This is a genomic window from Mesorhizobium alhagi CCNWXJ12-2 (assembly GCF_000236565.1).
Classification (GTDB): domain Bacteria; phylum Pseudomonadota; class Alphaproteobacteria; order Rhizobiales; family Rhizobiaceae; genus Allomesorhizobium; species Allomesorhizobium alhagi.
In genome coordinates, this window is sequence record NZ_AHAM01000268.1 from 1 (window position 1) to 13,869 (window position 13,869).

Sequence of the window (13,869 nt, forward strand, 5' to 3'; positions counted from 1 at the left end):
TTCTCCTCACGAGAATCCGAGAAACGAAAGGATGGCCAGCACGACGACGACGAGACCGATGAGATAGATGACACTGTTCATGCGGGGGCACCTCCTGACGAGCGACAACCATCAACGGCCACCAAAGTTCCTCTATTTGAACGGCGGCAGGGACCAATTTTCGCAACCGATTAAAGCGAAGAGAGTTCTGCACAGCGAAACGCGTGGCAATGCAAGTCCGAGCGGGCGAAATAGACAAAGGTCGCGGCCGCTGCGGACCTATCGGAGGGTCAAGACATAATGAGCAAACGCGCCGAAGACTTCATGGACAGTTGGCTCGATGCCAAAGTTACCGACCGGCACCTCAAGGCGCCGGAGAAGTCGGCGCCGATCCTCGCGAAAAAATGTGCGGCCGATGCCAACAAAGCTGGCGTTCTGCTCGAGGAACTTGAAGAGGTCGACATAGAACAAGCGATCACCGACGAACTCACGGTTGCGGCGCCTAAAGGAAATTTCCTATGAGCTTCAAGGGCCTGGTCTTCATTCGCCAATGGGCGAAAAAGTATATCTACAAGGCACGAGTCCTCGGTGAGCCGCAGAGGTCGGCGCCCGAACTAGCCGAGGCGTCCGCAAAGACGCAAGCTTGGCGCAGGTCAAGCTTGAAGAGGTTGAAGAGGAAGTCGGCCCCCTGGAGAAGGGCATCGGGAAGTTGATGGGCGGCCGACCGCTCGATGCCCCCAAATGATGGGAACAACTGTTGGGGCGGCAGGTTGTCTGTGGCTTCCGTCAGGCGAGGCTTTTACCAACTTGGCAACCACGAAGAAGGCCTCAAAAACGGCTTGAAGGACCTGTATTACGGCCATTCCTGTTACGGACACTGCGATGACGGCACCGGCCTATTGGAGCGATGCTTTTGGCCAGCGCGTGGCCTCCGCCAGTCGCAATGACCCCGGTGGAAGAGTAGCGGTCGCTAGACTTAGACGAGCGGTTCGACATCGTTGTACCTTGCAATGCGTCGTCGAACGTCATCCCGTCCGCGACCCAGCAGTCAACGGATTCACCACCGTCGCTGTTAATCCGAATTTTCCGGTAATGGACCGCCACTGGGGGAAGACGGTGGTCTGTAACCAGGTCGAGATCGCCGTCTCCGGCTGTCTTCTCCAAAAATACCGTTGGCGCCTCGCCGTCGTCGACAAACTGGCCATCGAGGGGGCCGCCCAAGGATCTCAATCCTTTTCATCCCGCCTGCCCTTTCATGAGGCGAGCATAGCATCTTGCGGCTCCGGTGCAGCAATCCGGCGCATTTCGGTGCAGTATATGCAAACACAACGCTGGGAGCATAGCGAGCGGGCATCTCAGAGGCGAGCGGGCATTGCTCGCTTTGGCCCGCCGACAAAACAATAGGCTCGGCCACAACTCTCGCTGACGAAGCGATGCAAGCGCGCGATCGGCCATACCAAATGTCACGTCAACGGAACCGTTCCGACAAACGGGTGTTGTTGCACGTCCAACTCAGGAGATTGAAATGACAATTCGAAGCTCGCTTGCCGCCACCATGCTGCTTGCCGGTACCGCGTTTGCGGTCGCGCAGACCGTCGTGGTCACGCCCGAACAGGAAACAGTGGTCCGGGAGTACGTGACTACCAATCCGGTCGTTGTGGAACGCCCTTCAAACTTCGAACTGGTGGTCGGCGCGATTGTGCCGGACATTTTGAAGCCGGGCGAACTGGCCGAAAACACGCTGCCTAACAAATATCAGTATGTCGTCATGGACGGCCGCACGGTGCTGATCGAGCCGGAAACCCGCAAGGTCGTGCACATCATCGATTGACACTGCAGGGGCGTCCCGGATTGTAGTCTTGGGACGCCCCCGAACCACCCAGCCGCGACCTGCGTGGAGCCAATCCACTCACGCGGCGTTTATATTCACGAAGGCGGATCAAAACTCGCCGGGATAAGGAGTGCGAAACGATGGATTGGAACCGGGTAGAAGGCAATTGGAAGCAGTTAAAGGGTAAGATCAAGGAACAATGGGGAGATCTGACCGACGACGATCTTGACGAGATCGCCGGCAAGCGGGACCAGCTTGAGGGAAAGATCCAGGAGCGCTATGGCCTGGAAAAAGATCGTGTTCGTCGCGACATAGACGATTGGTACAACCGCCAAACTTGGTAGCAGAGATGCTTTGCTCGGTCAGAAGCCCGCCCTCGTGCGGGCTTCTGCGACTTGGTTGTCCAAATCTCGGCTAACCCCAATCTGCAGTCGCCGCGCGATCCGTGCCAGCCGACATAAATGATATCAGGAAGACACTGGGCCTCCCAACAACTGAGCGGAGCAGCGAGTGGTCGCGGGATGCGACTCGTCGGGACTTTGCGCATGGCGCGGGCGCCGGGCGCCTTTGGCGAAATTTCAGTGTCCCGTATGCAGTTCACCACGTCGCCCGCCGGGTGATCGCGATGGACTTGCACGCACAGTTTATGTCAGCGTATGTGTAGCGATCCGCGAGCCCTCGCCTCGCCTTCCAAACTGGATCACGCATTCATCGAAAGCTTGCCCGCTTTCTTGGCAGACCGAAGTGCTTATTTGGTGACACGAAACGTCAGGGTGAAGGTGGTTCCTCGTTTTCGACGATTCCGTTTCAACTTCTTCTTTCAACTGGTTCGCGAAGGCGGCGACGAGTTTGCTTCCCATGTTCATTGGCGCGCTGCGGGATTGAAGCCACGGCCATTGTCGGTAATCGTCGACCGAGCGTGGCGGTCACTCACCCACTCACCGTGGTGAGGGAGATTTTTATCGGTCCGGAAGATGCACCTTGTAACGCATGTTGGTTGAGGCGGTCACCAGATCGGATGCTCGATGACAGGTCGTGATCATTGCGCTTTTCACAGGCGCCGAAATCGAACTGTCGCTGAGCTAAGCCCGCTCCCTATGACAAAGCGCTGGGCGGTGAGGCTGGTCGATTGCTGTCGCGCCAAGGGCAAATCACCGCACTTGGCGAATACCCAGATAGCCATCCAAACTGGTGGCGATCGATGGCGCACCGGATCGTGGCCACCAGGGCCTATCGCGCGGTCAACGAAGCAAGGGTGCCCGGGGCGCGCCGATCAGGGCGCGTCTGGCATCCCCCGACGGGAGAGCAAACGAGCCTGATGAGCCGGACGTGGATCAAGAATGCAGCAGTGCCGCTGACCGTTGAGTGGCCCGTGGCGAAATCCGCGTCGGGCTCTCAAGCCGACCTTCTGTCGCTGCAGATCATCACCACCTCGGAACAATTTTCCGAGAGCGATCAGCAGTGAATGGCATCCAAAGAGCGAAACACCCAGAAATCGGCATGCCGCCCTCACACAAAAAGTTTGCACGGGCAAACGCGTATATCGCGCTTATGAGGTCGGCGCATCAATCGGGGACAATGTTTGCGGCCGGAAGATCAGTACAAATCGGGTGCCCGGCTTCGCATCCTGCCACTGAGCCTGTCCGCCGAGTTGTCGGCTGAACGTCGAAACGAGCTTTGTACCGAGGCCACCGAACGTATCGAAGCGTGCGCCTGTGGGCAGACCTACTCCGTAATCGAATACCTCAAAACGTAGCTGGGCTCCATTTTCAAGGGCAACACGAATGCCGATTTCGCCAAAGCCCTTGGGATAGGCGTATTTCAATGCGTTGGTGATCAATTCGTTGGCGAGAAGCCCGAGGATGATGGCCTGATCGGTGGCAACGCTGACCGGTGCAATGGTGCATATCAAGTGATGATTCGGTGCCGAGGCGCGGATGTGATCACACAGTTCCCCAAGAAACTCGCGAAGGTCCACCACTGCCGCGTCGTCTTTGCGCCATAGACGATCATATATTTTGCCGATGGTCTCCACTCGCGACTGCGCATCGGAAAGTGCCTGTTTCAGGCCGGAATCATCCGACATGCGGCTCTGCATCCTCAGCAAGCTCGCGACCATCGATAGGCTGTTCTTGACTCGATGACTAAGTTCCCTGGTCAGAAATTCCTGATGCGCCAGAGCCTTCTGCAGCAGGCGGTCCCTGTGCTTGAGAGCCTCTTCCGCCCGCTGCCGCTCAATCGCTACCCCAAGCATGTTGGCAAAACCCCATACGAAGACCAAGTCTGCTTCCGTGAAGCGCCCCTCAACCGGACTGTCTGCCTCAAGAACGCCATAGCGTTCGTCGCCAATCTGAATTAGCGCGTTGATCGCCCGTTTGATCCCATGCTCGGCGAGAATCGTCGGCGTTCGGAACCGGCTTTCACCTTGCAGGTGGTTGGAGATGACCGGCTCGCCGGTCTGAAAGGCATAACCCGTGGGGCTTTCGGTATCTGCGCCCACTCTTGCTTGCCCCACAATGCCGGGTTTCCACCCGACGCCGGCTCTCACCAGAAATCGACCCTCGTCCGGCAGATACTCCATGATCTTGCACATTTGGCTTTGAAGCCCGCTCGCGCAAACTTTGGTAGCTTCTTGTAGAAGCGCCTGGAGATCATGAGTTTTTAAGGCAAAGAGGGCGTATTCCGAGGTAAGTTGTTGCTGGCGTAATCGATATTGCAGCTCCTCCGCGGCATTCCCCTGTTCCGGCGCGTTGTCGGGATTTTGTGGACGCTCTGAAATCACCGCTCTCTTCTCCCTGACGGACAAATCAGCGAAGGCCGCTGGAAGTTCCCAACTCACGGAAGGTTTCTTCGTGAAGGTGTTCGGCTAAATGCGAGCATAGAATAGGCATTCGTCGACGACAGTCGTGGAGCGCATTGCGCCGCTGCGGCACATAATTGTCGCCGGCATTGGCGATATCGACGACCTTGGCCGCTGGTGCGTTGCACCTGGGCGTTGCAGTAGCCGCCGGGCGCCACGTCCCACGTTCAGCGAACCGCTGAGTTCCGGAAGGGACGCCCCACGCCTACGGTCGGAAAGGCGACATTCAAGCCGCCTCGATTGATGGCGCGCTCGCAAGTCCAGATCTAGTCGTATGAGGAATTTCGTGACCTGGTTGTTTCCATGACTGGTGTCCAACGAACCTAGAGAATAAGGCTCCGCCCTCATCTGAAGATTTTTAACGTCGCCACCCTTAACCGCCTTGAGCTTGTGTTCCCTAGCGTGACGGGCCGACCACCTCCGCTCCTTAATGGCGAGGCCGGCTTGCGCCAAGCTACTCTGACCGAGGTACGTGAGGACAATTGGCCCTGCAGATCGCACTGGACTGAGTGCCGAAAGGAGATGTCCACCAGGGTCGGCCTATGTACTCTCACCATCCAAAAGCGACGCTTCGACGAAGGCAACCGGCGCCTCAAGGGTCCAGACGATTGCGCGCTTGCTATGTTGCAGGTCGGCTGTTCCGCTCACCGCCAGGGGCGCCACTCGCGTCAGAACCACGGTTCCAAAGCCACTAGAAGCGATTGACTTTACTTCGGGGCCATCAACTTCGGACCAGGTCAGCCTGACGGTCTGTTTCCCGTCAGAGTCGAAGACATGCCAGTCAACGGCGATCCGACCGCTGCTGCCCGATAGAACACCGTATTTGGCTGAGTTGGTGGCGAGCTCGTGAAACGCCATGCCAAGATACTGAACGGCATTGGGGCTAAGAGTGATCGACGGGCCCGACATGGAGATCCGATCCTCATGCCCGAATGGCTTCGCCTGCGCGAGCACCAGTTCAAAAATCGTGGCTCCTTTCCAGTCTGCCGAGACGAGCAGATCGTGCGAGCGCGCCAGAGCCATTATCCGCTCCCGCACCCGGCGTTCGAAAACCTCAGGAGTCTCCGACCGCTTGTTGGTCTCGCGGATCATCGAGAGAATGACCGAATACTGGTTCTTCACCCGATGGTTGACCTCTCTCATCAGCATGCGAATGCGATGCTCGCTTTCCTTGCTTGCTGAGATGTCGCGGGCGATCTTCGACGCGCCACCAATGTGTCCTGAAGCATCGCGCACCGGCGAAATGGTGAGCGAAACGGGCACGAGACTTCCGTCCTTGCGCCGACGAACGGTTTCGAAGCTCTCGACCCGTTCACCGCTCCGGATGCGGGCGAGTATCTGCGGCTCTTCATCCAGGTGGTCGGCCGGAATGAGCGTCGTAACTGACTTTCCGATGACTTCATCGGCGGTGTAGCCGAAGAGCCGTTCGGCAGCTCGGTTCCAACTTTTGATCACGCCATTCAGGTCTTTGCTGACGATCGCGTCAGACGACGATTCCACGATCGCTGCAAGGTGGTTTCCTGCCTCTTCCGCCCTTTTCAGTTCGGTTAGGTCGACCAGCATATTCACAGCGCCGGTAAGCTCGCCGTTCTCATCCAGTATGGGTGTCGGAAACGGCAGGAACGGGAACAGCGTGCCGTCTGGATGCTGAGCGAGTGCTTCCACATTGCGCACCGGTCGCTTCTCCTTGAGAGCGATTGCCATGGGGCACTCGGCATGGGGGAGTTCCTTGCCGTCGGGAGTGAAGAGGCGGAACGTTACACACCATTTGTCCTTCCCGATGTCCGGTTCGCGCCCTGCGAATTCAACCGCGGCTCGGTTGTAGTAGGGGATCATCCCGGTTTTGTCTGTGGTGGAGAACGGTATCGGAAAAGCTTCGAGAATTTGCTGGAACCGATCATCCTGCCGTTTCAGCTCCTGACGCGCCAAAGTCAGTTCCGTGACATCCATCGTGAAGCAACGTGTGTCGACCAGCTCGCCGTCCCTGAACCGACCGCTTGACGTGATTTCCACGTGCTTGATGGAGCCATCGCGGGCCCGCATTTGAGCGGGAAATTTATTGATTTCCTCCCCAGCGCTCAGGCGCGCCAGAACATCGTTGGCCACGTCTCGTTCGACATAGAAATCGGCGATGTGGCGGCCGATGTACTCGTCCGCTTCATACCCGAGCAGTTCGAGCTCGGCCTTGTTTGCATGCAATATGATCCCATCACCACTAACGAGATAAAGCGGGAGGTTGCCGTCCTCGACGAAGTCTCTCAAGTCCGTATTGTCGAGTCCGCTCTTGTTGAATCGTATCCCTTGCATGCTGACGATCCCGCCGGAACTCTTACCAGCGCGCGAAGTCCCAACTTTATCCATAATTCCCCCGGCCATTCTGCCTCTAAACTGCGGTACGCGTAACCTGCAGAAACCCGAATGGCGGGTGTTGGTTCCACAATTACTTCGATAGCTTCAAATATTGAACGCAATCGAGCCTGGGGCGTGCAAGTGGCCTGGGCGCGCGTGCCGCCCGGCCCTGCCTTAGCTCATGAAGGAGCGGAACTTTATCGGCAGGCAACCTGCTACGCAGCCCACCGATCCTTGTTACCCAGGATAGCCAACAAGCCAGCCTTGTCTTGGATGCCGTTTTCAAAGGCGGCCATGAGCGCCTTCGCAAAGTGGCTAGCGGCAGGGGAGTCCGGAGCGGTGTCGTTCTTTGCGCATGTCTCATCGAACACTTTCTTCAGGACGCCAATATCAAGCGAGGTAAGATAGCCACAGTCAGCCACCTGACTGCCGCGAACGAGCAAGCGCTCGGCACGGCGGCGAGGTTCAATCTTTTGGAAACTATCTTCTCGATGCACAGCTTTGGTTTGAGTCCTCCAGAACTGGCCGTCGGAGTTCCTGTCGACCGCGGCCCTGATCGTCCTGTCGATTTTCCTGCGCCACAAGGGCTCCCCGGCCCGAAGCCTGCTGGCGCGTCAAACTCCGAAACCGGCGCATTTCCGCGAACAACCAACGATCGCTATGCGTCCCCTATCAGGCGGTACGGGAAACGGTCGCGGATGTGGTCGTTGAAGAAGCGGCCCTTTGCGAAGGCGTTTCGGAACGCCGCATAGGTCTCTGGCGGCACAGCCTCGTAGTCGTAACGTTTGCCGCTCGCCACGAACCACACGGAAAGAACCCTGGTCTCCGGATCGTACTCGGTTTTGTGGATTGAGGTTGATGGCATGATGTCGGCGCTCTATACGAGCTCCATCGGCATGTAGCGGATGATCACCGTGTCCTGCCGGAACCGCCGTTCGAGCTCGGCGCGCCGTCTACGCCAGTCCGGCAGGTCGATCTCCTCCACCATCACTTCGAAGATGACGATATCATCTTGGCTGGACTGCTCGCGATCCTGCCACTGACCTTCCGCGGGCGCCTGCAGGTAGGCCGTTACGCCTTCAAAACAGCTGGCCAGGTCTTCCTTAACACGGTCAAAATGTTCCCGGCCAAACGGCCGTCCGGTGTTGTCCGCGCGGGGAAGCAGGATCTGGACGAGGTGCATGGCGACCGCTCGATGAAAAGCAGTCAACGATTGCAAAGACAACGCGTTCCTTTGCTTGGCGGGGGCCGCTCGACCTTCGCGGGCCAGCATCAGGCATCTCGTCCCGAGACAGTGGGCAAGCGATTTGCGGCCGTCCACCTAGCGCATCAAACCCGCCGCCCGAAGGGCATCCTCGATGATCTTCTTCACGCCGGGCTGGCCCGATTCCACGTGACGCGGGAACTCATGGAGGGCAGCCAAATGCGGGGGCTTCGTCTTCGCACTTTCCATAGCTGGCGCCGGTGACCGAGGTAGTGGCCGTTGGCTGGCGGGCCCATGCGGCCTCGATTTCCGGGAAGCGCGCTCCTCCGCTGCCGTGATCCCCCAGAACTGCGCGATCTTCCGGGTGGATGAGATTCCGACTTCAATCATGTAAGGTCCCGGAGCGCCGAGGCCGTCGCCGAGCGGCGTGCCGTGGCCCATCCCGGCGATCATGTTGACCTCGATCATCGCCTCTCCCGCGCGGTCGTGCCAGACCTGTTTTGAGTGCTGGCCGGCAGCGTCCAGATGCGTCGGGGCTTTTTCAAGCCGGTGAACGCCCCGCCACTGACCCGCGATGGCTTCCGCGTTGGAAGGGGAAACGGTGCAGTCAGCGGCACCGTGCCAAATCGAAATCCTCGGCCACGGTCCCCGATGATCCGATGCGCCGCGGAGCGCAAGTTGCAGATCCTGTTCCGAAGGACCGCCGTGGCCGCGCATGCGGTCGAACGCCTCCGGAATTGTCTTCGCGCTGCCGTGGGGCAGGCCGGCAATGATCGCACCGCCGGCAAACACGTCCGGATACGTCGCAAGCATGGCCGCCGCCATCGCGCCTCCGGCCGAAAGACCCGTGATGAAGACGCGCTTTCGGTCGAGACCGTGAGTGATGACCACCGTCTCGATCATCTGGCGGATCGAAAGCGCCTCGCCCGAACCGCGCTTGGCGTCGCCAGGCTGGAACCAGTTGAAACAGAGGTTCGGATTGTTGGCTTGTTGTTGCTCGGGAAAGAGCAGTGCGAAGCCGGTTTCGGCGGCAAGTTGCGACCAGCCGGAGTGATGGTCGTAGGCTGCCGCAGTCTGCGTGCAGCCGTGCAGTACGACGACGAGCGGGGCACCTTTGGGCAGGTCGGTGGGGAGACAAAACTTCGCCCCCAACGCGCCGGGATTGGCGCCGAAGTTGGTCAGCGTCTGGAGATGGTGTGACACGTTGTGGTTGGCGGTATGTGCCGCATGTCGCGCTTGCAATGCGGCGAGCCGCGCGATCGTATCGGAGATTTTTCGCAATGGAGCGGTCCCTGTTGTGACCGCCCGGGGATGGACGGCAATCTGTGCAACGCACGCGCAGCAATATCGTTGCTGCACTGCACAATAACAAGGGCGCCGAGGGGAGATGCAGTCCCGGCCGACCCTCCGGGCCGGCCGGGAGTAGACATCTTCAGCCTCTAGCTGCGTGATAGAACGCGTCTTCTTCGTCGTCGCGCTGCTTGCCGCCTAACGCTGCCGCTGCGCTGGCGATGAACGCACCGATGAGGAGAGACAGCGCGCCAACCAGCGCGAAGGTGGCGCTGGCTTTTCTAGCGGTGTCGGCTGCTTCCTGTGCTTTGACTTTGGCCGCCTCGACCTGCGCAAGCACCGCATCAACCCGGGCAGTAGCATCAGCTTGTGACAGGCCAGTACGAGCGGCCACGAGTTGGCCGAGATAAGTCTTGTCGTCGGCCGAGACTTCGCCGGCCGCCGCACTCGTAATGAGGATGCGGGAGGCTTGTGCGGCTGCCGTCGCATCGCCCTCCGGGCCTGGCGCCGCCAGCCGGGAAGGATCGGTCGGTCGGAACAGCGCATCGACGAAATACGAAGTCCCGTCGCTGCCTCCGTCGTTCCCGGCGTTGGCTGTCACCCCTGCCGAGGCACCCATTGCTGCTCCCGAGGCCACTGTCGAGGCCGCCTGCACGCCGGTGCCGATTGCCGCGGACAGCGCCGAACCGAGCACGAACACGACCAGAAGCGTCGCCAGCGCCCAAGCCATGAATCCGTGCGCGGTATCCCGGAAGAACGTCTCGTCCGTATGAATGCCGACCCATTTGGTGCGAAGGCGCCCGGTCAGGTAACCGCCGAGCCCGGAAGACAACCATTGCACGATGACCAGCCAGATTGCAGTGGACACGGCAAAGGTCCTGACGCTGGCGCTTTCGTTGGACCATGGAGACACCATGGTTAGTCCGAGGCCGGACCCAAGAAGCATCAGGATGAACGTCAGGGTCGACGCAGCCAAGGCGCCGGCGATGATCGGTCCCCAGTTGACTGCGGATGACGAGGACTCGACTGGCGCGGCGACGTCCGTCGCCAGGATGGTTGATGCCATGAATTCCTCCTATCACATGAACAGCGCGAGAAGGATGATGATTGGAATAGGAATGCCGAGCAGCCAAAGTAGAATGCCGCGACCCATGTTTTTCTCCTATCAAAGGAACGGATGCTGGAAGTAAAGCCGCCACCTCGACATACTGGGTGGCTGGTCTGTGATCAGGCGGCCTTAGCCATTTCGTTGGCGGATGCATCCGCCAGGCGGGTGAGCGCTTCGTCGGTCATGGACTCCTCGCCGAGCGTCTGGTCGAGCAGCTTGGCGGCGTCGCTCATGCCCAAGACCTCGGCCCAGCGCTTAAGCGTGCCATAGCGCGTGATTTCGTAGTGCTCGACTGCCTGGGCAGCGGAGATCAGCCCGGCGTCAAGAGCGGGAGTTCCCTTGAATTCCTCCATAATCTCCTCGCCCTCCTCGATGATGCCATCGATGGCGGGACAGGTCTTGCCTTGCGCCCGCTTGCCAAGGAGCTCGAAAACCTGCTGCAGGCGGTCGACATGCCCTTCGGTTTCGTCCTTGTGCTTCTCGAAAGCCGCCTTCAGATCGGTCGATGAGGCGGCGCGTGCCATCTTGGGAAGCGCCTTGAGGATCTTCCTTTCCGCGTAATAAATGTCCTTGAGGGTATCGAGGAAGAGATCGTCCAATGTCTTTTCTTTCGCCATGGCGGATTTCCTTCGGTGCCAGCGTCTTCACGGGGTTGTGAATCGCATGCTCAACAAGCGCGCAACGCCGGAAAGGTTCCTTTGAGACGTCTCGCTGCACGTCACTCTGACTTCATGGGTCAAACACTCGTTCAATTCAGTTCCGGCTCGAGGGATCGCATCATGCTCTTATGGGCCTCGAAAATAATCCTTGTCGGCGCCGCCATGAACGAGCGCGCCTGACCTTGGGGATGATGCTCGCCAAAGCCGTCGGCGGCGAGATCAGCCCCTCGACCTACGGCCGCCCAAAAGAACTCTCTGGCCAGAGAATGTCTCCCGCCATCGTGACGCCGCCTGCTTCCGATCCAGCTGCTCCAGGCGGCCAACATGCCCACTGCGGAATAGACGTCCGTCGTCTTTCGAATTGAGCTGGGTGGGGAAGACCAACGAACCATGCAACGACCAGCGGTGATACTTGGTAGGTGTCAACCGCGCGGTGGGCGCTCCCCATCGCTTTCGCACAGGTAGTTGTGAATGTCGGTTGCAGCGACCGCTGCGTGCCCAAATGCGACCGCGAGCTGGTTGATCTCGTTGACGATGTCGCCAGCGGCATAGAGGCCGGCAATGCCGGTTCGCTGATGCGGGTCGACGACTACGTTGCCGACCTCATCACATTTGGCACCCAGGTCGATAGCCAGTTTAGAGCGTATGGTGCCGCCCATCGCGGGGTAGATGGTGTCGTAGACACGCACGTCCCCATTGATGAGCTTGACACTGGCGCCAACGCCTTTGGAGCGCAGCGAGTCGGGCATGCATGCCTCTACTTTGATTTCAGCCCTTCTGAGCAATGCGCCAACGTCGTAATCCAGCGCCGCAACCGCACTGGACACCAGCATTGTGACGTCCTTGGTGTACGTTCGCAGGAACAGCGCTTTCTTCATGGCATCGTCGGCCGGACCGAACACGGCCACCCGCTTGTCGATAAGCTCGTAAGCGTCGCAAATTGGGCATAGCCGTAGGGAACCGGCTTGGATCATCGCCGCGATCTCCCGAATATCTGGCAGTGTGTCGACGATTCCAGTGGCCACAAGCACCGAGCGAGCCGGAATAGGAGAGCGCGCGGCGGCAAGGAAGTCTGTCCCGTCAGGGCGGACGTCTCGCACCATATCGTCGACCAGCTCCGCGCCATATCGGACGGCTTGCTCCCTCAGGCGCGTGAGAAGATCGACCCCAGAAATGCCATCCGGGAAGCCCGGACAATTGTGACTCACCGGAATCCACTTCGCCCGGCTTTCCCCAGAGTCGACAACGATCACACGACGTCGGAAGCGTCCCAGATACGTTGCGGCCGACAAGCCGGCAGGGCCGCCGCCGATGATGAGACAGTCCCATGAGCCGCTACGACTCGGCGAACTTCGCGCCACCACGATGAGCTCCTGACCTGCTGAAAATTGCGCCGCAACGAAGTGTCGCGACCGCGTCGAACGAAACGCGGCGCAGGTGGTTTGGTTACATGGAAACAGTTACACTCGTCGGTCACCTCGCAGCCCTGTGCTCGATGACCAGCTTCACGGCGCAAGATCGGCGTCGCCGTACATATGTGGCCTACCGCGCATGATGTCGCACCCCGGTGTCGGTGGCCGCCTGCACGAAAATCGGGATGTCGGCTCGCGCGCGTGCGCGGGCGGCATCCGAGTCTTTGGACGTCGCCGGGCTACCGATATCTGTCGTACCAGTGCCTTGAGCGTTCGTCCGTTTGGCCAACAGCCAAGCCAATAAAAAATCCGGGCCGAGCCTTTCCCGCAGATCAACCAGGTCGAGGGCCTGATTGTTCTGGCAGTGCCAATTGTGGCGATTCGCGTGCAGCTTGTAGCCGCCGTCGATTAACTCCTGGACCGTGGTGAATTTTGATCATTGCCCGAAGGTACCGCGAGACGATGCTGCTGGGAACGTCGAATATGCGATCCGCGCCGAAGTCCGACGCGAACTGGAGATCGCGAGGGCGAAGTACGGCGAGCATTTCGAGTTGCTCTGCATCGAAGGCAGTTATGGCGACACCATCGACGACGGCAAGGCGCTGGAGCTGCTGCGCACGCTGAACCGCACTAGTTCCATGTACTCGGAAGTCATCTGCCAAGTCTGAAGAACGCGAGCGGGTCAAGCTGGCGAGGACAAAAATCTTCGGATAACGTCCGCAGATGAGCGACGAACCCGACCTACTCATTGAAAAGCTTCGCGCGATGGCGAGCGAAGCCGGCTCATTTTCGAAGCAGGAACTCGGCGTCATGCTCAGGACTGCCGCGGACAGGATCGACCACGACGCCAGGATGATGGAGCGGGTTCGATCTGAAATTCAGTTGGCTGTGAAGAGCATCGACAACGCGCGGGCGCGGGCAGTTCTGGCCAAAACGGAAGCGAAGGGGCACGCGTGACTCCATCGGAACAGACATAATGTGCGGACGCTTCACGAGATACCTGCCGTGGTCCGAAATTGTGCGGCTCTACCGGCTGACACTGGACTATGAGATCAGCAAAAACACGACCCTTGCCTGCAACATCGCGCCGACCGTTGAGGTGCCATTCGTCATAGCCGGCGAGGACGGCAGCCATAGGCTGCGAGAGGGCCGCTGGGGGCTGGGGCTGGGTTCGGGG

At 59.4% G+C, this 13,869-nt stretch carries 16 protein-coding genes and 1 pseudogene; 9 read left to right on the plus strand and 8 right to left on the minus strand.

The features are described from left to right. Positions 1-279 precede the first annotated feature (279 nt). From MAXJ12_RS28460 to MAXJ12_RS28475, 5 genes are all read left to right on the plus strand, one after another. Positions 280-501 (plus strand): DUF768 domain-containing protein, encoded by a 222-nt coding sequence (locus MAXJ12_RS28460; protein WP_008839583.1) that lies wholly within the window; start codon positions 280-282, stop codon positions 499-501. A 360-nt stretch (positions 502-861) separates the two neighbouring features. After that, positions 862-1,383, plus strand: a complete 522-nt coding sequence (locus tag MAXJ12_RS37160) for a hypothetical protein (protein WP_139044079.1) — start codon at positions 862-864, stop codon at positions 1,381-1,383. 121 nt (positions 1,384-1,504) lie between these two features. After that, positions 1,505-1,810 carry a DUF1236 domain-containing protein gene (locus tag MAXJ12_RS28470; protein ID WP_008839585.1) on the plus strand — a complete coding sequence of 102 codons (306 nt, stop codon included), beginning with the start codon at positions 1,505-1,507 and terminating at the stop codon, positions 1,808-1,810. A gap of 140 nt (positions 1,811-1,950) precedes the next feature. Next, the gene (locus tag MAXJ12_RS35875; protein WP_008839586.1) at positions 1,951-2,154 is read left to right on the plus strand and encodes a CsbD family protein; all 204 of its coding nucleotides are present in this window, start codon (positions 1,951-1,953) and stop codon (positions 2,152-2,154) included. A gap of 785 nt (positions 2,155-2,939) precedes the next feature. Further along, complete coding sequence (locus tag MAXJ12_RS28475; protein WP_139044080.1) at positions 2,940-3,275, plus strand: hypothetical protein; 336 nt, start codon at positions 2,940-2,942, stop codon at positions 3,273-3,275. An 84-nt stretch (positions 3,276-3,359) separates the two neighbouring features. Here MAXJ12_RS28475 and MAXJ12_RS28480 read toward each other — a convergent pair whose 3' ends face one another. Continuing rightward, positions 3,360-4,649 carry a sensor histidine kinase gene (locus MAXJ12_RS28480; RefSeq protein WP_008839588.1) on the minus strand — a complete coding sequence of 430 codons (1,290 nt, stop codon included), beginning with the start codon at positions 4,647-4,649 and terminating at the stop codon, positions 3,360-3,362. A gap of 561 nt (positions 4,650-5,210) precedes the next feature. Further along, complete coding sequence (locus MAXJ12_RS28485; protein WP_244421629.1) at positions 5,211-7,046, minus strand: PAS domain S-box protein; 1,836 nt, start codon at positions 7,044-7,046, stop codon at positions 5,211-5,213. A gap of 472 nt (positions 7,047-7,518) precedes the next feature. Here MAXJ12_RS28485 and MAXJ12_RS40380 point away from each other — a divergent pair. Continuing rightward, positions 7,519-7,651: pseudogene (locus tag MAXJ12_RS40380) on the plus strand (DUF6766 family protein); the annotation flags it as partial. A 26-nt stretch (positions 7,652-7,677) separates the two neighbouring features. Here the strand turns inward: MAXJ12_RS40380 and MAXJ12_RS28495 are convergent. From MAXJ12_RS28495 to MAXJ12_RS28525, 6 genes are all read right to left on the minus strand, one after another. Then, positions 7,678-7,884 (minus strand): KTSC domain-containing protein, encoded by a 207-nt coding sequence (locus MAXJ12_RS28495; protein ID WP_008839591.1) that lies wholly within the window; start codon positions 7,882-7,884, stop codon positions 7,678-7,680. Positions 7,885-7,896: 12 nt separating this feature from the next. Continuing rightward, complete coding sequence (locus MAXJ12_RS28500; RefSeq protein ID WP_008839592.1) at positions 7,897-8,292, minus strand: hypothetical protein; 396 nt, start codon at positions 8,290-8,292, stop codon at positions 7,897-7,899. A 48-nt stretch (positions 8,293-8,340) separates the two neighbouring features. Continuing rightward, the gene (locus tag MAXJ12_RS28505; RefSeq protein WP_008839593.1) at positions 8,341-9,504 is read right to left on the minus strand and encodes an extracellular catalytic domain type 1 short-chain-length polyhydroxyalkanoate depolymerase; all 1,164 of its coding nucleotides are present in this window, start codon (positions 9,502-9,504) and stop codon (positions 8,341-8,343) included. A gap of 151 nt (positions 9,505-9,655) precedes the next feature. After that, the gene (locus MAXJ12_RS28510) at positions 9,656-10,579 is read right to left on the minus strand and encodes a hypothetical protein (RefSeq protein WP_008839594.1); all 924 of its coding nucleotides are present in this window, start codon (positions 10,577-10,579) and stop codon (positions 9,656-9,658) included. Positions 10,580-10,740: 161 nt separating this feature from the next. Further along, the gene (locus tag MAXJ12_RS28515; RefSeq protein ID WP_008839595.1) at positions 10,741-11,238 is read right to left on the minus strand and encodes a YciE/YciF ferroxidase family protein; all 498 of its coding nucleotides are present in this window, start codon (positions 11,236-11,238) and stop codon (positions 10,741-10,743) included. A gap of 464 nt (positions 11,239-11,702) precedes the next feature. Next, on the minus strand, positions 11,703-12,644 hold the full coding sequence (locus MAXJ12_RS28525; protein ID WP_157999674.1) for an NAD(P)/FAD-dependent oxidoreductase: 942 nt from the start codon (positions 12,642-12,644) through the stop codon (positions 11,703-11,705). Positions 12,645-13,117: 473 nt separating this feature from the next. On the opposite strand from MAXJ12_RS28525, the gene MAXJ12_RS28530 reads away from it, so the two are divergent. The 3 genes from MAXJ12_RS28530 to MAXJ12_RS28540 all read left to right on the plus strand — a co-directional run. Further along, positions 13,118-13,360 (plus strand): hypothetical protein, encoded by a 243-nt coding sequence (locus tag MAXJ12_RS28530; protein WP_008839598.1) that lies wholly within the window; start codon positions 13,118-13,120, stop codon positions 13,358-13,360. Positions 13,361-13,415: 55 nt separating this feature from the next. Next, a complete protein-coding gene (locus tag MAXJ12_RS28535; RefSeq protein WP_008839599.1) occupies positions 13,416-13,649 on the plus strand; it encodes a hypothetical protein in 234 nt (77 codons plus the stop codon). A gap of 19 nt (positions 13,650-13,668) precedes the next feature. After that, positions 13,669-13,869: SOS response-associated peptidase family protein (locus MAXJ12_RS28540; protein ID WP_008839600.1), on the plus strand; the 201-nt coding region annotated here is incomplete at its 3' end.

Bases quoted from the DNA above. Each gene is read 5' to 3' on its own strand.
- MAXJ12_RS28510 (WP_008839594.1), bottom strand. From the start codon at position 10,579: ATGGCATCAACCATCCTGGCGACGGACGTCGCCGCGCCAGTCGAGTCC.
- MAXJ12_RS28470 (WP_008839585.1), top strand. From the start codon at position 1,505: ATGACAATTCGAAGCTCGCTTGCCGCCACCATGCTGCTTGCCGGTACC.
- MAXJ12_RS28535 (WP_008839599.1), top strand. From the start codon at position 13,416: ATGAGCGACGAACCCGACCTACTCATTGAAAAGCTTCGCGCGATGGCG.
- MAXJ12_RS37160 (WP_139044079.1), top strand. From the start codon at position 862: ATGACGGCACCGGCCTATTGGAGCGATGCTTTTGGCCAGCGCGTGGCC.
- MAXJ12_RS28500 (WP_008839592.1), bottom strand. From the start codon at position 8,292: ATGCTGGCCCGCGAAGGTCGAGCGGCCCCCGCCAAGCAAAGGAACGCG.
- MAXJ12_RS35875 (WP_008839586.1), top strand. From the start codon at position 1,951: ATGGATTGGAACCGGGTAGAAGGCAATTGGAAGCAGTTAAAGGGTAAG.
- MAXJ12_RS28495 (WP_008839591.1), bottom strand. From the start codon at position 7,884: ATGCCATCAACCTCAATCCACAAAACCGAGTACGATCCGGAGACCAGG.
- MAXJ12_RS28515 (WP_008839595.1), bottom strand. From the start codon at position 11,238: ATGGCGAAAGAAAAGACATTGGACGATCTCTTCCTCGATACCCTCAAG.
- MAXJ12_RS28485 (WP_244421629.1), bottom strand. From the start codon at position 7,046: ATGGCCGGGGGAATTATGGATAAAGTTGGGACTTCGCGCGCTGGTAAG.
- MAXJ12_RS28460 (WP_008839583.1), top strand. From the start codon at position 280: ATGAGCAAACGCGCCGAAGACTTCATGGACAGTTGGCTCGATGCCAAA.